Source organism: Plantibacter sp. MDV22-iso1 (genome assembly GCF_058408345.1).
In genome coordinates this window covers 526,614-545,525 of the sequence record NZ_JBZVDY010000002.1, presented here as the reverse complement: position 1 = coordinate 545,525, position 18,912 = coordinate 526,614, and the positions used below count along the sequence as shown (strand labels likewise).

Here is an 18,912-nt window from a genome sequence, read left to right as displayed (position 1 = left end):
GCCGCCAGTTGCGCAGCGCCGATCCATAGCGAGGAGTCGGTCTCTTGGCGAGCTTATCTCGGTCGACTGGCTTGATTCGGGCTCTTAGCTCGCCTGGTTGCGCCTCGATCAAGACCGGGTTACGGGGCCGCCAATGTCGAATCAGCAGCCACCGTTCTTAGGGCTACTTTTTCTCATCACCACGCCGACGGAGCATCCGCTCTGACATGCCGCCCAGCAGCGTCCCCGCTGCGACGCGAGCGCGGTCGACTCCTTCATTCCCGAGGCGGACCGCTGCACCGACACCGGCTGCGCCGGTCTCGAGAGCGCTGTCCCGAACGTCGGCAGCCGCCTCGCCCCATCGCTTCACGTGCAGTGCCTCATGGTCACTCTCGATACCCAGTCTGCCTTCGAATTCCACGATGGCAGCCGATGCATGGTTGCTCGAATGAACGACCTTGCGAGCGGAGAACGGGTTCAACAGCACCTTCCCATTCGCCAGCGTTGCTGCCGCGTTGATTCGAACGAGGAGGGCCTCGGTGGTCTTCGCGATGCGGTCCAAGCGGTTCCTTCGTGCGGCCTGCAGCCCCACACGGTGAGCGTCGAGCTCTGCAGGTGAACCATCCAGCACCCGGTCGAGTTCGAGGATGGCGATCCCGTCCTGCAGCTGGAAGCATCGAGCGAGAACGGCGAGCCATTCAGCTACGGAAGACTCGGCGGCCTTGGCTAAGACCGCGAGATCGTCGACGTTTCCTTCGCGCTCCAACTTCTCCGCGATGGCGTCGAGCTGCAGCAGTGAGTACGCCTGAGTGCGAGCAACAATCCCAGAGGAGTTCTGAATCTTCGACCAACCGGTCTCAGACACCCGTCCTGAATGCTCCCGGATCGTCATGGCCTCTTCGATCATGAGGTCGACGCCGATCATGTCGGCGAGAACAGAGTCTCGCTGACCGCGGAGGAGATCGTCGACCTTCGCGTCGATCTTCGCCAGGTAGTCGGTGATCTCATCCATGGCCTGCTGCATCGCGATCTGCGTCATGATGCCTGCCGCGCCAGCCAGGATCGCAGGATTCGCGACGAGCGTCGCCGGTCCCGTGACGAACTGGATGATGCCCTTGGTCTTCCCACCACTCATCAGGATGGCTCGACTCACTCCCGGAGACGAACCCTTCATCAGCGGGTACTTCTGCAGAGCCTTCGCGGATTCCTTCGTCAGCTTCACCCACCGGCCGGAGCTTGCGGCGATGTGAGATCCCACCTGAGCGGCGGTCGCGGCATGCCCCATGGCAGGACGAAGGCGCTCAAGCCCGAGGTGCTTCGATGTAAATCCCTCTGCTGTGATGAACCGTTCGACAGCAGCTGGATCGCCGATGACGGCCAAACCATCTTCGTCTGCGATCAGTTCGATCTCGTCACTCATGGGGTGATCCTTTGATTGTGGGTTGGGCTCGTCAGTCAACCTAGACCGCGCGGGCGCCGATGTCGCGCAGCACGGCGGCCGACGCGCGGACGCCGTCCATCGCGCCCTGGATTGTGGCTGGGTCGCCGCCCGAGACCGCGGTCGTCAGCGTGTCGAGGTTGGTCTGCAGTCCGACGAGGGCGGGCGCCCACTCGGCGGCGATCGATACCGGCACGTCCAGCGACTCCAGCTGACCGAGGTTGAAGCTGATCTCAGCCGTGTTGGAGATCAACCGCCAGGTGCCGCCTTCGGCCAGCGTGGTGACCATGTCGTCGAGGTCCTTGTCGATGTCCGCGGTGTGCTTGCTCGCGCCCGCCTGGAACGCGGCGACATCGACCACGGCCGGTGCAGCGGGCTCGGCAATGGGCTCGACCGTCGCGGTCGGAACCGGTGTCGGCGTTGCTGTCGGCGTCTGCGTTGCAGTCTGCGCGACGGCGACCGACTCGGTCCGTCCGCCGTTGATCGCGTTCGAGACGCCACCGACGAGCAGGAGCGAACCGACGACAGCGCCAGCGATGATCCAACCCTTCGCCTTGCCGCTCATGCCGGACGTGGTGCGTGGCTGTGACGCGTATGGCGACGGAACCGGTGCGGCGGCGGCGAACGCGGGCGGTGCGGTCTTCTGCAGCTGGAGCGGCTGGCTGACGAGCGGAGTGGTCGCCGCCTGCTGCGGAGGCATGACTGCGGCGGGCGCGGTGTGGGTGGTCCATGCGGCACCGTCCCAGTAGCGCTGCTGTGTCGGGTCCGAGTAGTCGGGGTACCAGCCGGCGGGCGTGGCAGAGGGCGGGGTGGTCGAGCTCATGGGAACGGTCCTTGCATCGGGTCAACGCGACCCGCAGCGGCATCGGATCATCGACGGCAGGTGACGGACCCGCGAACCGGGCCAAACACAGTCTGGCGGGGGAGGGGCGGGGGTCATCAGCCCCAGAATGGGTCACGCGCCCGAGTTGTGGAAGGGTAGCGCAGGTGGATCGACAAGCCCGGCATCTCCCGGCCAGCATCGACCACTCCGACTTGACCCGATGGGGGGTGAGCTCCGCATGTCTGAACCGCTACCCGAAACGGATTCCGGGGGAGACCCACCCGCGCCGATGAAGTTCACGCAAACCACGGCGGGGCAGTTTCTGATCGCGTGCTCGATCATCGCGGCGATCGGCGCGATCGTCGTCGTCAGCGTTGTCGTGGGCGGAGCGCGTCCTCCAGCCGTCCAGTCGGACGGCCAGTCGTCGATGCACTCGCCGCCAGCTGACGGTCCTTCGATGCAGGCTGCAGATGATCCCATAGAACAAGCACGCGAGGTGGTTGGCGGCTCGTACTCCTCCGAGCGAGTGCAGCAGGCGACTGCCGCGGCGCTGGTCGCGACCGGTACGCCGGTCACGACCGACAACTTCTCCAGAGCCTGGAGTTCGGTCCTTGCCGTCACCGACAGGCTCGGTATCGAGCCGATGGACGTCATCTTGTGCGTGCCAGAGCTCGCTTCCTCCGAATCGGGCCTCACCTTTCCAGAGGTCGCTGCGCTCTGTGCCAGTGAGATCTATCTCGGCAAGCGGTGACGGGGCGACCGACCACCGACGCCGAGCGGACCCGCTGGCGTGGGGGTTCTCGCGAGCTGCCCCTGCGCCGCACCGTCATGAGATGCGTGATCAGCGGCAGAGCAGCTCCTCTCACAGGTAACGCGTGTGGCTTATGTCACCAGTGCATTGACGTCACTTCACGCTGCGCCTAGCGTCGATGAGATGCTCGGCATCGGCCGATCCGCAGTGAGGGGAGGAGTCTGGTGAGTAGGCCCTGGTACATCTTCACGGCGGCCGTGGCTTGCGCCATTCTGCTGACGTGGTTGGTCCAGACCATTCTCTGGCAGGAGGTCCCGCCGCCGATCGTCAGCACGGTCTATGCGGTGATCGTCATTTCGGCCGGCCTGGGGTCCAAGATGCTCCGGGAGCACCTCCTCGCGAAGAGTCGGGTCGACGAGTCGGATGGTCTCGAGCGGGACCTATCCGTCACCGCCCGGGCCGGGAGCTTCAACGATCTCCTGCTCGTCTGCCTCGGGCTCGGCGGAATCTTCCTGCTCAGCGGCAACACCATCACCGGGCTCGGCTGCATCGGCCTGGTCATCATCGCGATCGTCAGCGTCGAGATACGGGCGGCGCTGCTCAGACGTCGTCAGCCCGCGACCCGCTGAGACCAGGGCCCGCAACCACCTCGACCTTGAACCCCGCCTCGTTCTCGAGCCAGCCCGCGTAGTGCTGCTCGCCACCGGCGTGCGGATAGCGATCCTGATACAGCGGCCGCCAGCCGTGCTCGGGGCCCGTCGCCATGATCGCGTCGACGGCCTCCCGCGTGCCGCCACGGAACGCGAGATGGTTCACGCCCGGACGGCGCCGATCGTGCGACTCCGCGCTGAGGTTCGGCGACGCCGTCAGCGTGACGTAGGTGTCGCCGGCCCCCCAGGACTCGCCGCCCGGCCATTCGCTCTCCGCGACGAACCCGACACGGGACAGCAGCCAGGCCCAGCTCGCCCGCTCCGCCTCGACGTCCGCGAGCCACACCTCGACGTGGTGCAGCCCGGGGCCGACCGGCGACGACGGACGCACCCGCTGCAGCACATCAGCTCCGTCCTGCAATCGCTCCAACGTCCCCGCCACCGCGACCCGAGCCAGCGCGTGCGGTCGCGCGAGCACGTCGATGTTGCGGGCGATCCGCACGTCCTTGAGCGGCACCAGCACCAGCCGCGGGTCGGCCCGCGGCGCCGTGTACCTCGGGAACAGCGCCAGCAGCTGCCCGCCCACGATGAGCGACGCCGCCAGGTGGTAATCGTTCACCCGATGCGCGCGGTGGAACCGCACGCCCGCCGTCGCCTCGACCACCCCGAGCGCGACGTCCGGCGCGAAGCCCGCGTGGGCGGCGATCCACGACTCGTCCGCGAGCTCGACAGCAGACACCGACGGCCGACCGGCCAGCGGATGATCCACCGACATCGCCACGTCGAACGGCTCGCTCAACAGCGTCGTCACCGACAGTTGCTCCGACGGCCACGGCTCGTCGTGGTCCATCCGGTGCGCGACGACGAGGTCGTACTGGTCGACGAGCTCGGCGAACTCGGGTTGCGCGACATCGTGCTCGCCGAACACCAGTGCCGGTCCGCCATCGGTGTCCTCCAGCAACCCGGGCAGCAACGCCTGTCCGGCACTCTGGAACGCCGCCACCCGCACCCGCGCGCCCGCGTCGTCACCGTACTCACGCACCGTCTCGGCCGCGCGGTCGATCAGCGTGTGCACCGTCCCCGCCATCTCGGCCAGCGCCATCCCGGCCTCGGTCAGGCGGATCTCGCGCCCCACCCGATACGTCAGCGCGACGCCAAGCTCACGATGCAGCGCGGCCAGCTGCTGTGAGATCGCCGGCGCCGTCACATGCAAGTGCCGTGCGACGGCCGCGATCGTGCCGCGCTCGGCCAGTTCGCGCATGATCCGCATCTGAGAGAGATTCATCAGCTCAAGCTAACTGGTCACGTGGAAACCCTCAATATTCATGACGGATCGATCTGACTACGTTGGTCACCAGGACAGCGCAAAGACGCCCGTCCGCGTCAGCCGATACCACCGGCCGCCGCCGCTCCCGCAGGAAGGAACGCCGTTGCTCGCCCTCTGGAAACGACCCGACACCGCCGGTTTCGAACTCGTCGAGCGCGCGATGCCGGCCATGGGATCGGACGACGTCCTCATCCGCGTCCACCGCACGGGCATCTGTGGCACCGACCTCCACATCGAGTCGTGGGACCCGTGGGCGGCCGGCGCTGTCGACGCCCCGCTCGTCCCCGGCCACGAGTTCTCCGGCGAAGTCGTCGAGGTCGGAAGTCGCGTCGAGGGGATCCCCATCGGCGCAGCGGTCTCCGGCGAGGGCCACCTCGTCTGCGGAACGTGCCGCAACTGCCGCTCCGGCCGCCGCCACCTCTGCCGTCACACCCGCGGCCTCGGCGTCAACCTCGACGGCGCCTTCGCCGAGTACGTCGTCCTGCCGGCCACCAACGTCTGGGTCCACGGCGACCAGGTCACCCCCGACCTCGGTGCCCTCTTCGACCCCCTCGGCAACGCCGTCCACACGGCCCTCAGCTTCCCGATCCTCGGTGAGGACGTCCTCATCACCGGCTGCGGCCCCATCGGTCTCATGGCCATCGCCGTCTGCCGGGTCGCCGGGGCGCGCAACATCGTCGCGACCGACGTCGTCGCCGACCGCCTCGAGAAGGCGCTCGCCGTGGGCGCCGACCGCGTGGTCGACGTCTCGAAGGAGCGGGTCGCCGACGCCCAGGCCGAGCTCGGCATGCTCGAGGGCTTCGACATCGGCCTCGAGATGTCCGGACAGGCCGCCGCCGCGAGCGAGCTCATCGAGAACCTCAACACCGGCGGCAAGGTCGCGCTCCTCGGTCTCCCCTCGACCAACATCGAGATCGACTGGACCAAGGTCATCACCCGCATGATCACCATCAAGGGCATCTACGGCCGCGAGATGTTCGACACCTGGCACCACGCGAGCGCCATGGTCGACCACAGCCCCGAGCTCCGTCATGCCCTCGAGTCGCTCGTGACCGCCCGCTTCCCGCTCGCCTCCTGGCAGGACGCCTTCGACACCGCGCGCGGGGGAGCGGCCGGCAAGGTGCTCATCGACTGGACCGACACCCGCGACGTCGTCATCACCGGCGTCGTCGACGAACAGGCACCGGTCACCGCCCACGCCGCGACCGCCGCCTGAGCGACCGCCAGACTCAGCTCAACCGCCCACTCGACCCCGAGGAGACGACATGTACGGCATCATCAAGAACCAACTGCGCGCCCAGCTCGACGCCATCGAGGCGGACGACCTCACGAAGCGCGAGTTCGCGATCACGTCCCGCCAGGGCAGCCACGTGACGATCGACGGTCGCCAGGTGCGGAACTTCTGCGCCAACAACTACCTCGGCCTCGCCAACGAGCCCTCGATCGTCGACGCGGCCAAGCAGGCGCTCGACGAGTGGGGCTACGGGCTCGCGAGTGTCCGCTTCATCTGCGGCACCCAGCAGATCCACCGTGACCTCGAGCAGGAGCTGAGCGCCTTCCTCGGCACGGAGGACACCATCCTGTTCTCCTCCTGCTTCGACGCGAACGGGGCCGTCTTCGGTGCGCTGTTCGGGGAGCACGACGCGATCATCTCCGACGCGCTCAACCACGCGTCGCTCATCGACGGCATCCGCCTGAGCAAGGCCCGTCGCCTGCGCTATCGCAACCGCAACATGGCGGACCTCGAGCAGCAGCTCATGAACGCCGCCGAGGCGCGCCGCACCGTGATCGTCACCGACGGCGTGTTCTCGATGGACGGCTTCTACGCCCCGCTCGACGAGATCTGCGACCTCGCCGACCGCTACGGCGCGCTAGTCCTCGTCGACGACTCGCACGCCGTCGGGTTCGTCGGCTCGGGCGGTCGCGGGACGCCCGAGCTGTTCGGCGTGCAGGACCGCGTCGACATCCTCACCGGCACCCTCGGCAAGGCGCTCGGCGGTGCGTCGGGCGGGTACGTGAGTGCGAAGCAGGAGATCGTCGACGTGCTGCGGCAGTCGGGCCGGCCGTATTTGTTCTCGAACAGCCTGGCGCCGTCGCTCGTCGCCGGGGCACGTCGAGCCGTGGAGCTCGCGGCGGAGGGTGACGAGCTGCGCGAGGGACTGTTCCGCAAGGCGGACCTGTTCCGTGCTCGCATGACCGCGGAGGGCTTCCGTCTGCTCGACGGCTCGCACCCGATCATCCCGGTGATGTTCGACGACGAGCAGCAGGCGGTCCAGGTCGCGGCGCGGATGCTCGAGCAGGGTATCTACGTGATCCCGTTCAGCTTCCCGGTGGTGCCCCGCGGAGAGGCTCGCATCCGCGTGCAGATCAGTGCCGCCCACAGTGAGCAGGACATCGAGGACTGCGTCGCGGCGTTCGTCGCGGCGCGGGGGTAGGTGCGGCGGCTACTCGGCGGGGTGATCGGCGTCGCTGAGGGCGGCCGTCGATCGACCTCAAGCGTGACTTCGCCATCGGCCCGCTGAGGGGGCTCCCGTCAACCGCGCCGCATGCTGCGCGCAGCGAACCCGTCGAGGGCGGCGAGCACCGGAGGCGCAGTCCAGAGACGGTTCCGCTGTCGCGACGAGCCGACCGTGAGGATGCCACGGTCGACGAGGGTGTCGAGGGTGTTGAAGACCGTGCGATCTGAGGCGTCGAGATGTTCGCGCACGAGCCGACTGTTCATCACCGGATGTTCCAGTGCCAGTGCCGTGATGCGATGCGCGGCCGAATCGGCGCGGACGTCGCGCAAGGCCTCCTGCCATGCCGTCCGGATGTTCTCGATCTCCTCCACCAGCGTCCGGCCGTTGGCGATCGCGAGGAACGCACCATCGGCGAACACGCGGACGATCGGCTCGACGTCGCCCTGCCGATAGCTGGTGAGTGCAGCGAAGTAGTCGTCACCCTGCTGCAGGATGCCGGCTGAGATGGGCACAGTGACCCCGCTGGTCAGCCCGACTCGCCGGAGAGCGGCCTGCACCAGCGCTCGACCGGTGCGCCCATTGCCGTCGGGGAACGGGTGGATGGTCTCGAATTGCGCGTGAGCGACGGCGATCGCAGCGAGCGGGAGGGGTGCCGGTCGGAGGGAGTAGGCGATGAAGTCATCCATCGCTGCCGGTACACGCTCGTGGTGCGGCGGGACGAAATCGGCCTCGTGCGGGCTGTAGTTGCCGCCCCCGATCCAGACCTGTTCGTCGCGATACCGGCCGGTGATCTCCGGTGCCGATGTGCCGAGAAGCTGCTCCTGCATGGCGACGATCGTCGTGTTGGAGAGCTCGTCCGATGCCGCGAGTGCCGCCTCGAGAGCTCGGACATTGGCGACGATAAGCGGCGCGTTCCCGGTGTCGCGCTCATCCAACTCGGCCTCGGCGATCGCCTTCGCGCTGCTCGTCAGGTTCTCGATCTGCGAGCTCGACGCCGATTCGCTCCGCAGCAGGATCGACGAGAAGGGTGCGGTGACGTGACCGACCTCGCTGTCGAAACGGATGATCCGTTCCTGCGCTTCGCCCAGCAGCTCCACGAGATCGTCCGACAGACGGATGTCGAGATCGGCGATCTGTGGCGGGACCGCGGCGTCGTATGGCTGTGCGAGGAGTAGTCGCTGGCGCTTCGGCAACGCGTCGGGGGCGATGCGCGACTGCCAGGGCCGCTGCTCATACGCGACGGCTGTCGTCATCATCCCCTCCTGAATCGGCCCAAGTTGCAGTCACAAGGGCTCTTAGTGAAGTTTAGTCGCTTATCCTTCACTAAGAAACCTGTTAGGTGCAACTTCAAGGCCGCTCGGACCGGAGTTGACCCTCCCGTAGGGGGAGACGGGATGCTTGAAACATGTTGCACATCGGAGAGTTCGCAGGCATGACCGGGTTGAGCGTGAAGGCGCTCCGCCACTACGACGAGAAGGGCGTGCTGGTTCCAGCCGAGGTCGATCCCGACTCCGGCTACCGCCGCTACGGCGAGGAGCAGGTGCGTTCCGGCGTGATCGTGAAGGCACTCCGCGACGCCGGCGTCCCGCTCGCCGCCGTAGGCGTGACCGTCGCCGGCGCGGATCCGTCGACCGCGATCGACGTGCACCACCGCCTCGTCCTGGAGCAGCGGGAGCAGGAGGACCACGCCTTCGCACAGGCCCGCGCGGTCGTCGCGTCACTCGCGGCACCGGTCGAGATCGTCGAACGCTCCCTCCCTCCCCAGCCCTACGTCGGCCGGGTGCTCACCGTGCCGCGCGGCGACGAGGACTCGGTGACCGATGACGACGCGAACGAGCAGTTCTCGCAGCTCTACGTCGCCGTGCAGGAGGCCGGCGTCGGGCCGACGGGGCCGTTCTGGACCGCGCTCCGACCGGGTGAGCAGGGGGCGGTCGAGATCGTCTGCTGCTGGCCGACCTCGTCGCAGCTCGAACCGACGTGGGGTGGTGACGAGACCACGGTCGACGTACTGCCCGAGCGGGCCGAACTCGCCGCGGTCTGGCGACCCGAACCGGGCGTCGAGCTCCCGGAGGGATCGACGCACCCCGCGGTGGTCGCACTCTTCGATGCGATCGCGGAGCGGGGGACCACGATGCCGACCACCGAGCTCCGGCAGCGGGTGCTGGGCCAGACCGCCGACGAGTACACGGTCGAGGTGTCGATCACCCTGCCGTGAGGTCGCGGTCCCAACGCGCTTCCCGGGGGTGTGTCAGGCCGGGTCGTTAGGGTGGACTCGTGGCCAACAGCAAAGATTTCGACGCCCGTTACGAGCTCCGTGAGTTCCCGTTCGCGAACGGGGCCGACGGCGAACCGACGCCCGAGAGCCTCGCGGCGCTCGACGCCATCGGGTTCGGCTTCCACGAGCCCACCCCGAAGCCGGAGGCGCGCAAGCGCAAGGTGAACGACCTCATCGCCGACGAAGCGGTGCTGCTCGGCGCCTACGTCCGCAAGCCGCAGCCCGGTTCGGTCGACGAGACCTGGCCCGCCGGCACCTTCTCCTGGTTCCCGAAGACGCTCAGCTGGGGCGACGGCACCAGCATCAACACGCAGGCGATCTCCGACGTCACGGTCCGCCCGACCGAACGACGCCGCGGCATCCTGCGCCGCATGATGACGCAGGCTCTGGAGCGCGGCGTCGCCGACGGCTATGCGATCGCGGCCCTCACCGCCAGCGAGGGCACGATCTACCGTCGCTTCGGATTCGGCTCCGCGATCCGTGAGCGCAACGTCGTCGTGAAGCGCGCGAAGGCCCTGCCGTTCCTCGCGCCGACGAGCGGCATCGTGTCGGTCGTCACCCCCGAGTACCTGGTCGACGGCGTCGCGCGTCAGGTGTTCGATCGCTTCGACGAGCGTTCGATCGGGTCCATGGTCCGCAACACCGGGTCGTGGCCGCTGGTCCTCGGCACGCTGGGTCGCGATGGTGAACCGGCGAAGGACACCCGCGCCGCAGTGCACCGTCCCGCCGACGGCGAAGAGGTCGACGGCTACGTCACGTGGCGCATGGTCGAGCAGCCCGGCGGACAGACTGGCATCGAGATCATCGACCTCGTCTACGCGACCGACGCGGCTTACCTGTCGTTGTGGGAGTTCCTGCTCTCCATCGACCTCAACGACGTCGTGAAGTACAACCGTGCCAGGCTCGACGACCCGATCGTCTCGGCCCTCGGCGACAACCGCGCCTACGACATCGAGCACGAAGAGGATCACGTGTGGCTGCGCGTCCTCGACCTCCCGGCCGTCTTCGCCTCGCGTCCGTTCGCGGTCGACGGCACGTTGACGATCGCCGTCACCGACGCGCTCGGCTACGCGGCGGGCACCTTCCGCCTCGAGGTGACCGGTGGCCGCGGCACGGCTACGAAGCTGAGCGACGAGACCGACGCTGCCGGCGCCGACCTCGCGCTCGACGTGGCCGACCTCGGTTCGCTCCTGCTCGGCGCGGTCTCCCCGGTGTCGCTCGCCGCAGCCGGGGTGCTGCAGGCGGCCGACCCAGCAGCGCCGCTCCTGCTGCGATCGATGCTCCAGACGCTGCGCGCGCCGCACGGAATCACCTTCTTCTAAGGGCGGTCCCGAGCAGCGACCGGCGGACAACGTGCCGTCGCGGATCAGTCGCGCTGCTCGATGAGGCTGAGTTGCGTGCCGTCCGGGTCGATGAGGAATCCGGCGCGGAGGCCCCAGTCCTGCATCCGGACCGGGTGGAGTCGCGGCGCTCCGGTCGTGCGTTCCGGGACGCCCGACCGTCGGATGGCGTCGTAGAGTTCGTCGACGTCGGCCACACGCAGGCAGCACATGAAGCTGCTCGACGCCGGGTCGAGGTCGGGTGCTGGGAAGAACTCGAGCTGCAGGCCGCCGCGGACGAGGATCAGCCAGCCCTCGTCTCGGAACGTGCGCTCGAAGCCGAACGCCGAGTAGAACGTCTCCGTCGCGTCGAAGTTGCGTGACGGCAGATTCGGTGTCGCGCGGTCGTGTCGTGTCGAGGTCATGGAGTCGATGATCGCAGCGTGTCGGACGGCTGGGAAGGTCATGCCGCCGTGGTCGGTGTCGCGAGTCGTTCGCGGAGGAAGGCGACCACGCGCTTGCGTGCTTCGAACGCCGGGTGGCCGTCGCGCTCGCGGACCTCGCCGGTGAGGACCGAGTGCGCGGTCTTCGAGAAGCCGGCGGCGTTGCCGGGGGAGGAGTCGAGTTCGATGACCTCGAACGCGTCGCCGAGTTTGGCCGCGATGGTGGCGAAGCGCTCCCGCGGGACGGCCCGATCTTCGCTGAATCGGAGGCCGAGTGCGCAGACCGAGCCCTGAGCCGCACGGGCTGCGACGGCGTCGAACTCGGCGGCGGACATCCCGGGGTCGATGCGGCGCGCCCGGCTGACGGGGAACGGCGTGGACGGCTGGCTCATGACGGAAGCGAGGACGTGCTCGTCGACGGCCGCCGCGAGCGCGAAACCGCCGGTGAAGCACATGCCGATGACGCCGACGCCAGGACCAGGCGTGCGGGCCGCAAGGTCGGCGGCCAGTGCCCGGACGTGGTCGGCGACGGGGCGGTGGGCGCCGGTCGCGAACGCCTTGAATTCAGCGGAGACGCAGACCTTGCTGACGCTGGCGAGCGTGTAGCCGATGGTCCCCTCGTGTCCGGGCGTCCCGAACGGTGACGGGATCGCGACGGTGAAGCCCTCCGAGACGAGATGCTCTGCGAGCCCCAGGACCTCGGGCGTGAGTCCGGGCAGCTCGGGGATGAGGACGACACCCGGCCCGGACCCTTTCTCGAAGCGGTCGTGCGTGACGCCGCCGCCGGTGAACGGGGTCCGCACCCAGCCGGTGAGGTCTGCGCGTGGAGCGGTGTCGGTGGTCGCGTCGTCGGTCATGGGGTGAGCGTAGTCCTGGTCGCTGCGTCAGATCTGCTGGATCGTGGCACGTCCCGCCTGGGAAGCCACCTGTCGTTCACCTCCCGGTCACCCCCGCTCCTCCACCCGGCCACCCCGCGCCGATGGGATGGGACACGATCCCCGTCCCTTCGTGCCCTGGAGACCCATGCCCCGCCTCAACCGCGTGTTGACGATGACCGCCGCGTGCGCCATCGGTGCGACCGCCCTCATCGCGACGCCAGCCGCCGCCATCGCCGCCCCAGCGCCGGGGCTCCAGATCAACGAGATCGAGTCCTCCGACGGCGTCCCCGGTGACTGGATCGAGTTCACCAACACCGCGACGACCGCCGTCACGCTCGATGGTTGGGTCGTGAAGGACAACAAGGACGACAAGCCCTACGCCTTCCCGGCCGGCACCGTCGTCGAGCCCGGCGCGTTCCTCGTCATCGACGACACGCAGTTCGGCTTCGGTCTCGGCAAGGACGACTCGGTCCGGCTGTTCGATCCGACCGCCGCGATCGTTGACGAATACTCGTGGACCGCACACGCCCCGGTCACCTACGGTGTCACCGCCGACCGCGCCGGCTGGGCCGAGACCACCGAGTCGACGAAGGGCGCCGCGAACGTCTTCACCACACCCGGGGTCCCGGAGACCGACGGTGCGATCCGCATCAACGAGATCGACTCCCAGCCGTCCGACTGGGTCGAGTTCTTCAACCCCGGCACGACGGCCCTCGACATCTCGCGTTACGAGATCCGCGACAACTCCGACGATCACCGCTGGCAGTTCCTGCCTGGCACGTCGATCGCCCCCGGTGAGTTCCTCGTGGTCGACGAGGCGACGATCGGCCTGGTCGGCGGCACCGAGACGCAGGGCGCGTTCCGTGACCCGATCGGCATCGGCAGCGCCGACGAGATCCGCCTGTTCGACGCGACCGGCACCCTCATCGACCGCTCGGGAACGTGGAGCGGCCACGCGGCCATCGACGGTGACTTCATCGCCGCCACGCTCGCCCGCTGCCCCGACGGTGAAGGCGACTTCACGCTCGCACGTATCACCAAGGGTGCCGCGAACGACTGCGTCCTCCCGAACGTCGCGATCAACGAGGTCGAGTCGAACAAGGACACGACCGACTGGGTCGAGATCGTCAACCTCGAGGCGACCGCGCTGGACATCTCCGGCTGGACACTCATGGACAACGACCCGGTGGGCCACGCCGCCGACACGACCCCGCTGCCCGCGGGCACGATCCTCGAGCCCGGCGCGTACTTCGTCTTCGACCAGAATGTGAACTTCGCGTTCGGGCTCGGCAACGGCGACACCACCACCGTGCGGAACGCCGCTGGCGCGACGGTCGCCGAGTACAGCTACGCGGCTCACGCGGACGGCGTCTTCGCGCGCTGCCCGGACGGCACGGGGGAGTTCGTCGACACGGCCGTCTCCACTAAGGGCCTGCGCAACGCCTGCGGTAACCCGGTGCGCATCAACGAGGTCGAGTCCGACGGCGGATCGCCCGACAACTGGATCGAGCTCGTCAACCCGACGACCGCGGCGCTCGACGTCTCCGGCATCGTCGTGAAGGACGACGACGACACCCACGCCTACGCCATCCCCACCGGCACGAGCATCGCGGCCGGCGGCTACCTCGTCATCGAGCGCGCAGCCCTCGGCTTCGGGCTCGGCGGCGGCGACACGGTCCGTCTCTTCGAGGGCGACGCCCTGCTCGACTCGACCACCTGGGGCGAGGGCCACCCGGCGAACACCTGGGGACGCTGCCCCGACGCGGCCGGCGCCTTCGCTGCGACGGCCGAGGCCACCAAGGGCACGGCCAACGTCTGCGCCGGTGAGATCCCGGTCGGTCCGTGGCCCGGTTCGCCCGACGTGACGGTGCTCGACACCACGCCGATGTTCCTCGAGGACAGCTCAGGACTCGACACCCAGGTCACCGCCGACGGCGCGTTCCTCTGGGCGGTCGACAACGGCACCGGCTCGTTCTGGAAGCTCGCGATCGCCGCAGACGGTTCGGTCTCGTTCGTCGACGGTTGGGAGAACGGCAAGCGCGCCCGCTTCCAGAAGGACGCGTCGAACCCCGCCGCTGCCGGCCCCGACACCGAAGGCATCACCGTCGACGGCGCAGGTTCCGTCTATGTCGGTGTCGAGCGCGACAACAGCGTGAAGGGCACGACGCTCAACGCCGTGCTCAAGGTCGACCCGAACGCGCCCGGCCCCGACGTCGTCGCCTCCCAGGAGTGGGACCTCACGGCCCTGCTGCCGACGGTCGGTGCGAACCTCGGTGTCGAGGCCGTCGAGTGGGTGGCCGACGGCGATCTCGCCGGCAAGCTCTTCGACGACAACACGAAGGCGACGTACGACCCGGCGAGCTACGCGGGCCACGGCGACGGACTGTTCTTCGTCGGCGTCGAGGACACCGGCGACGTCTACGCGTTCGCACTGAACGCCGACGGCTCGGCCACGCTGATCTCGACGATCGACCCGGGCCTCCCGGCGGTCATGGCGCTCGACTACGACACGACGCTCGGCGTGCTGTGGGCCGTGTGCGACGACGGCTGCGCGGGCACCGGTGCGCAGATCACGCTGAACGGGACCGAGCAGCCCGGGATCGCTCAGGTCGAGCGTCCGGCGGGCCTGCCCGACCTCAACAACGAGGGCTTCGCGACCGCACCGGCATCCCTGTCGGTCGACGGTGAGCGTCCCGTGTACTGGTTCGCCGACGGCTACGCCTCCGAGGCCCTGCGTCTCGGGTCGCTGCCCGGAACGACCACGCCGCCCGTGACGCCGCCGACCGGTGGGATCACGCCGCTTCCCGGGACGAGCCTCACCGAGGCCAACCGTGGTGCCATCACGCTGGCGGACACGGTGCGGCGGGGCGAGACCGTGACGGTCGGCCTCGAGGACCGCTTCGCCGCGACGGCCGTCGAGGTGTGGCTGTACTCGACGCCGGCGCGGATCGCCGCCGGTACGACGAATGCCGCCGCTGACCTGCTGGCGACGATCCCGGCCGACGCGACGCTGGGCGACCACCGGGTCGCGGTCTACGCGGCGGACGGCTCGCTCATCGGTTGGACCGAGGTGCGGATCGTCGCGGCCGACGGGACGAGCGTCGACGGCGCGGCGTCGGGTGGGGCGCTCGCGACGACCGGGACGGAGCTGCCGTTCGGCACGATCGGCGCGGGGGTCCTGCTGGTCCTCCTCGGTGGAGTCCTCGTCGCGATGCGTGAGCGTCGCCGGGCGGCCTGATCGTCTGAACGTCCGACGGCCCCGGGAGCACACAGCTCCCGGGGCCGTTCGCGTCACCCGTCGCTCCAGCCCGGTGGGTGGTGGTGTTGCCAGCGCGGTGCGCTGACGTGAGCGCGGGTCTGGCGCGTGGGCGAGGGTCTCCGGAGGAGCGCGCTCGCGGGTGTGGGGCGCGCCCACGCCGGGAGATGCACACTCGCGCCGAGGGGGCACACTCACGCCAGCGCACCGCGCTGGCGAGTTCGGTACCGGTGTCAGCGCGGTGCGCTGGGGCCGAGCGCGGGTCTGGCGCGTGGGCGCGGGTCTCCGGAGGGGCGCGCTCGCGGGTGTGGGGCGCGCTCGGGCCGGGTCGGGTGCATTCGCGTCAGCGCACCGCGCTGGCAGAGGGCAGAGGACGCAGGTCGGACCCGGGTGCGATGCTGGGGGGATGGACGAGCACGGGAGGGCCGAGGGTGGTGTGACCGTCGGTCGGGCGGCGGCCGAGATCGGCGTCAGCGTGTGGACGCTGCACCACTGGGACGAGATCGGCGTCGCGCAGCCGTCCGGAAGGAACCGGAGCGGCTACCGCTCGTACCTGCCCGTCGACATCGCCCGCCTCCGACGCGTCGTGCTCCTCCGCGACCTCGGTGTCCCGCTCGCTCGCATCCCCACCCTCCTCAACGCTCCGGCCGCCGAACGACGGGCGGAGCTCACACGGCGTCGGCGCGAACTCGGCGACACCATCAACCGACTCGAAGCCGTCGCCCGGTCCGTCGACTGCCTGCTCGAAGCCGACGAGGTCGGCGTGCTCGTCCCCGAGGATGAGCGCCAGGCGGTGTTCGGCGACGACTGGAACCCCACGATGGCTGAGACGGCCCGCGCCCGCTGGGGCGACTCCGCACAGTGGGCCGAGTACGCCGAGCGGTCCGCGACTCGTACGTCGGACGACTGGCGTGCGCTGGTCGGACCCATGCGCGACCTGGTCGACGAACTCGCCGAGGCCAAGCGCGCCGGTGTCGTCGCCGGGAGCGAGACGGCGAACACCCTCGCCGAACGGCATCGCGTCGCCCTCGGCGAGTACTTCCACTGCACGCCGTCCATGCACGTGATCATCGGTCGTCTCGCGCTCACCGAGCCCGGCATGGCCGACACCTACGACCGGATCGAGACCGGCCTCGCCGCGTGGCTCTCACACGTCATCGACGCGAACGCGCGTAGCCACGGCGTGGACCCCGAGACCGCCGTCTGGGAGTGAGGGCGAACCGCCTCAGCCCAGCTCGCGGAGTGCCGCCTCGATGATCGTCGCGCTCGGGACGTGTAACGCTTCGGCCGCGGTCGACCCGGTCGCCGCAAGATACGCGTCCACGAGACGGTTGCCCGCTGCATACCCGGCACCCATCGGCAGACCGACCGGCTCGCCCCCGTATCGCAGCGCGGCCTCGTCACCGTGCACCCACGAGACGAAGTGCTGCATCCCTCCGACGTCGAGACCCTCGACGACCCGGTCGAACACCGCGTCGTCGTCGAGGTGCGCGACACCGATCGGCGTGTAGCCGGACGGCCCGTGCAGCTGCCGGGCGAACGCGTCCGCGAGCCCCTCCGACACCACCTGCTCTCCGACCACGACGGTCGCCGGATCCCACACCACCCCACCCGGCGCGTACCGCAGGTTGTGGTTGAGCTCGTGGACGGCGGCCGCCTCGAGGCGGGCGAGGTTCTCCTCCGTCGGCCAGAGGATGAGGGAGATGAACCCGGTCGCGCTGCCGTTGCCGATGAATCCGCGGATCGACTCCATGAAGTAGGTGTCGTCCGGGTCGCCGAGGACGAGCAGGACGGTGATGTCGGGGACCACGAGGGTCGGCACCGCCGCGAGCTGGGTGGTGACCGCCGCGTCGAGCGCCCGTGAGATCCGTCCCCACGCGTCCGCCGCGACGAGCCGGTCTAGGGCGTCGACGACCCGATCCCGGCTCCGATCGATCGGGAATCCCGAGCCCATCGAGTGCATGGCGAGCAGGTCGACCTCGCCCGGGAAGTACCGGTACATGTCGGCGACGGGCTCGAGCATGGCGCGGAGTCGCGCGGGTCGATCGGCTTCCGGTGCGTCGAGAACGGAACGCATGCCGCTGGCGGTGTCGAGGATCGTGATCGTCATGGTGCCGACGCTAAAGCCTCACGCCGCGTGAGGGTCAAGCTTCCAAGTAGCCCATCCTCGCGCCAGCGCGGTGCGCTGACGCGAGTGTGGCGTGCCCGGTGTGGTCGCTGCACAACCGGCGTGACCGCGCCCCGTGCGCGTGAGCGCGCCCCTCCGGAGACCCGCGCTCGCGCGTCAGGCCCGCGGTCGCGTCAGCGCACCGCGCTGGCCCAAGGCGACGGCGGGCGGAGGAGCGGGCTACCGTGAGCGCAACACCTCGAGCGCCTGGGGCGAGAGCGGTGACCCGGCGCGCTTCGCGGCGTACAGCGCGGCGCCGATCGCCGGACCGAACAGCGGGGTCCGGAGTTCGTACCGGGCGGGCAGCGCCGCGATGGCCTGCTCGAAACCCGACCGCACCGCCTCGGCCGAGAACACCCCGCCCGAGTACGACACCGGAACGACCTCGTCGCCGCTGAAACCGAGCTCCACGCGCGTCGCCTTGACGATCTCCGCCAGCTCCCCGCTCGCGTCGGCCAGGATGCGCACGGCGACCTCGTCACCCTGGTCCGCGGCCGCGACGACCGTCTTCGCGAGGTCCGCGATGCGGCCCCGCTGACCCTTCCACCGGTTCATGACGACGTCGATCACGTCGAGGTCGCTCGTGATCCCGACTCGCGCCCGCACCAGCTCGGCGAGCGGACCGCGTGGCAGGCGGCCGTCGCTCATCCGCGTAAAGGCGTTCAAGCCGCGGGCGGCGATCCAGTACGCCGACCCCTCGTCACCGAACAGCTCGCTCCAGCCGCCGACCCGGTGCCCCCGGCCACGGCGCTCGCCGTACGTCATCGAGCCCGTGCCGCTGATGACGTTGATGCCGTCGACGGCGCCGAGCGATCCGGCCCAGCCGCACACCATGTCGTTGTCGCAGGAGAACCGGTCATGGCCGAGCACGTCGCGCGGCAGCGCATCGAGGTGGGCGATGTCGGAACTCACCTCGCCGTACCCGGGAAGGCCGAAGAAGGCCTGATCGATGTCGGCGGTGGTGACATCCGCCTGCCGGCACACCTCCGAGACACCCTCGGTGAGGATGCGACCGACCAGCTCGATCCCCTCGTCGAAGTAGTAGCAGCTGGCCGTCCTCGCTTCCGCGAGCACCCGTCCTGCGTCGTCGAGCAGCACGAAGGCCGTCTTCGACCCGCCACCATCGACGCCGAGGTACCGCGCCACG

General features: G+C 69.3%; 16 protein-coding genes and 1 pseudogene. 8 read left to right on the top strand and 9 right to left on the bottom strand.

What is annotated here, in order from left to right; genetic code table 11:
* Nucleotides 1-163: 163 nt before the first annotated feature.
* Both AC4PMY_RS13230 and AC4PMY_RS13225 read right to left on the bottom strand, forming a co-directional pair.
* Nucleotides 164-1,399, bottom strand: a complete 1,236-nt coding sequence (locus AC4PMY_RS13230; RefSeq protein WP_491622937.1) for a hypothetical protein — start codon at nucleotides 1,397-1,399, stop codon at nucleotides 164-166.
* 40 nt (nucleotides 1,400-1,439) lie between these two features.
* Nucleotides 1,440-2,240: a DUF2510 domain-containing protein gene (locus AC4PMY_RS13225; protein ID WP_491622936.1), complete on the bottom strand. Its 801-nt coding sequence runs from the start codon at nucleotides 2,238-2,240 to the stop codon at nucleotides 1,440-1,442.
* A gap of 289 nt (nucleotides 2,241-2,529) precedes the next feature.
* On the opposite strand from AC4PMY_RS13225, the gene AC4PMY_RS13220 reads away from it, so the two are divergent.
* Both AC4PMY_RS13220 and AC4PMY_RS13215 read left to right on the top strand, forming a co-directional pair.
* Entirely contained in the window at nucleotides 2,530-2,991 is a 462-nt protein-coding gene (locus AC4PMY_RS13220; RefSeq protein WP_491622935.1) for a hypothetical protein, read from the top strand.
* A 224-nt stretch (nucleotides 2,992-3,215) separates the two neighbouring features.
* A complete protein-coding gene (locus AC4PMY_RS13215; RefSeq protein WP_491622934.1) occupies nucleotides 3,216-3,620 on the top strand; it encodes a hypothetical protein in 405 nt (134 codons plus the stop codon).
* On the opposite strand, the gene AC4PMY_RS13210 is transcribed toward AC4PMY_RS13215, so the two are convergent.
* Both AC4PMY_RS13210 and AC4PMY_RS13205 read right to left on the bottom strand, forming a co-directional pair.
* Nucleotides 3,592-4,032, bottom strand: a complete 441-nt coding sequence (locus AC4PMY_RS13210) for a VOC family protein (protein WP_491623092.1) — start codon at nucleotides 4,030-4,032, stop codon at nucleotides 3,592-3,594. The genes AC4PMY_RS13215 and AC4PMY_RS13210 overlap by 29 nt on opposite strands.
* A 33-nt stretch (nucleotides 4,033-4,065) precedes the next feature.
* Nucleotides 4,066-4,911, bottom strand: a pseudogene (locus tag AC4PMY_RS13205) (LysR family transcriptional regulator); the annotation flags it as partial.
* Between the two features lie 160 nt (nucleotides 4,912-5,071).
* On the opposite strand from AC4PMY_RS13205, the gene tdh reads away from it, so the two are divergent.
* Together tdh and AC4PMY_RS13195 are read left to right on the top strand one after the other, a co-directional pair.
* Nucleotides 5,072-6,184 (top strand): L-threonine 3-dehydrogenase, encoded by a 1,113-nt coding sequence (tdh, locus tag AC4PMY_RS13200; RefSeq protein ID WP_491623091.1) that lies wholly within the window; start codon nucleotides 5,072-5,074, stop codon nucleotides 6,182-6,184.
* A 49-nt stretch (nucleotides 6,185-6,233) separates the two neighbouring features.
* The gene (locus AC4PMY_RS13195; protein WP_491622933.1) at nucleotides 6,234-7,403 is read left to right on the top strand and encodes a glycine C-acetyltransferase; all 1,170 of its coding nucleotides are present in this window, start codon (nucleotides 6,234-6,236) and stop codon (nucleotides 7,401-7,403) included.
* Nucleotides 7,404-7,501: 98 nt separating this feature from the next.
* Here AC4PMY_RS13195 and AC4PMY_RS13190 read toward each other — a convergent pair whose 3' ends face one another.
* On the bottom strand, nucleotides 7,502-8,680 hold the full coding sequence (locus tag AC4PMY_RS13190) for a Fic family protein (protein WP_491622932.1): 1,179 nt from the start codon (nucleotides 8,678-8,680) through the stop codon (nucleotides 7,502-7,504).
* A gap of 152 nt (nucleotides 8,681-8,832) precedes the next feature.
* Between AC4PMY_RS13190 and AC4PMY_RS13185 the strand changes: the two genes are divergently transcribed.
* Complete coding sequence (locus tag AC4PMY_RS13185) at nucleotides 8,833-9,642, top strand: MerR family DNA-binding transcriptional regulator (RefSeq protein WP_491622931.1); 810 nt, start codon at nucleotides 8,833-8,835, stop codon at nucleotides 9,640-9,642.
* A gap of 59 nt (nucleotides 9,643-9,701) precedes the next feature.
* A complete protein-coding gene (locus tag AC4PMY_RS13180) occupies nucleotides 9,702-11,024 on the top strand; it encodes a GNAT family N-acetyltransferase (protein ID WP_491622930.1) in 1,323 nt (440 codons plus the stop codon).
* 44 nt (nucleotides 11,025-11,068) lie between these two features.
* Here AC4PMY_RS13180 and AC4PMY_RS13175 read toward each other — a convergent pair whose 3' ends face one another.
* Nucleotides 11,069-11,446: a bleomycin resistance protein gene (locus AC4PMY_RS13175; protein WP_491622929.1), complete on the bottom strand. Its 378-nt coding sequence runs from the start codon at nucleotides 11,444-11,446 to the stop codon at nucleotides 11,069-11,071.
* Nucleotides 11,447-11,484: 38 nt separating this feature from the next.
* Nucleotides 11,485-12,321 (bottom strand): dienelactone hydrolase family protein, encoded by an 837-nt coding sequence (locus AC4PMY_RS13170; RefSeq protein ID WP_491622928.1) that lies wholly within the window; start codon nucleotides 12,319-12,321, stop codon nucleotides 11,485-11,487.
* Between the two features lie 166 nt (nucleotides 12,322-12,487).
* Here AC4PMY_RS13170 and AC4PMY_RS13165 point away from each other — a divergent pair, with 166 nt between their 5' ends.
* Both AC4PMY_RS13165 and AC4PMY_RS13160 read left to right on the top strand, forming a co-directional pair.
* Nucleotides 12,488-15,580 carry a lamin tail domain-containing protein gene (locus AC4PMY_RS13165; RefSeq protein WP_491622927.1) on the top strand — a complete coding sequence of 1,031 codons (3,093 nt, stop codon included), beginning with the start codon at nucleotides 12,488-12,490 and terminating at the stop codon, nucleotides 15,578-15,580.
* 424 nt (nucleotides 15,581-16,004) lie between these two features.
* Nucleotides 16,005-16,811 carry a MerR family transcriptional regulator gene (locus tag AC4PMY_RS13160; RefSeq protein ID WP_491622926.1) on the top strand — a complete coding sequence of 269 codons (807 nt, stop codon included), beginning with the start codon at nucleotides 16,005-16,007 and terminating at the stop codon, nucleotides 16,809-16,811.
* A 12-nt stretch (nucleotides 16,812-16,823) separates the two neighbouring features.
* On the opposite strand, the gene AC4PMY_RS13155 is transcribed toward AC4PMY_RS13160, so the two are convergent.
* Nucleotides 16,824-17,708, bottom strand: a complete 885-nt coding sequence (locus AC4PMY_RS13155) for a DUF2268 domain-containing putative Zn-dependent protease (protein WP_071258565.1) — start codon at nucleotides 17,706-17,708, stop codon at nucleotides 16,824-16,826.
* Between the two features lie 237 nt (nucleotides 17,709-17,945).
* Nucleotides 17,946-18,911 (bottom strand): N-acetylglucosamine kinase, encoded by a 966-nt coding sequence (locus tag AC4PMY_RS13150; protein ID WP_491622925.1) that lies wholly within the window; start codon nucleotides 18,909-18,911, stop codon nucleotides 17,946-17,948.
* Between the last annotated feature and the right edge of the window lies 1 nt (nucleotide 18,912).

Coding starts and splice junctions, on each gene's coding strand:
- AC4PMY_RS13230 (WP_491622937.1), bottom strand. CDS start 1,399: ATGAGTGACGAGATCGAACTGATCGCAGACGAAGATGGTTTGGCCGTC.
- AC4PMY_RS13225 (WP_491622936.1), bottom strand. CDS start 2,240: ATGAGCTCGACCACCCCGCCCTCTGCCACGCCCGCCGGCTGGTACCCC.
- AC4PMY_RS13220 (WP_491622935.1), top strand. CDS start 2,530: ATGAAGTTCACGCAAACCACGGCGGGGCAGTTTCTGATCGCGTGCTCG.
- AC4PMY_RS13195 (WP_491622933.1), top strand. CDS start 6,234: ATGTACGGCATCATCAAGAACCAACTGCGCGCCCAGCTCGACGCCATC.
- AC4PMY_RS13190 (WP_491622932.1), bottom strand. CDS start 8,680: ATGACGACAGCCGTCGCGTATGAGCAGCGGCCCTGGCAGTCGCGCATC.
- AC4PMY_RS13185 (WP_491622931.1), top strand. CDS start 8,833: ATGTTGCACATCGGAGAGTTCGCAGGCATGACCGGGTTGAGCGTGAAG.
- AC4PMY_RS13175 (WP_491622929.1), bottom strand. CDS start 11,446: ATGACCTCGACACGACACGACCGCGCGACACCGAATCTGCCGTCACGC.
- AC4PMY_RS13170 (WP_491622928.1), bottom strand. CDS start 12,321: ATGACCGACGACGCGACCACCGACACCGCTCCACGCGCAGACCTCACC.
- AC4PMY_RS13165 (WP_491622927.1), top strand. CDS start 12,488: ATGCCCCGCCTCAACCGCGTGTTGACGATGACCGCCGCGTGCGCCATC.
- AC4PMY_RS13160 (WP_491622926.1), top strand. CDS start 16,005: ATGGACGAGCACGGGAGGGCCGAGGGTGGTGTGACCGTCGGTCGGGCG.
- AC4PMY_RS13155 (WP_071258565.1), bottom strand. CDS start 17,708: ATGACGATCACGATCCTCGACACCGCCAGCGGCATGCGTTCCGTTCTC.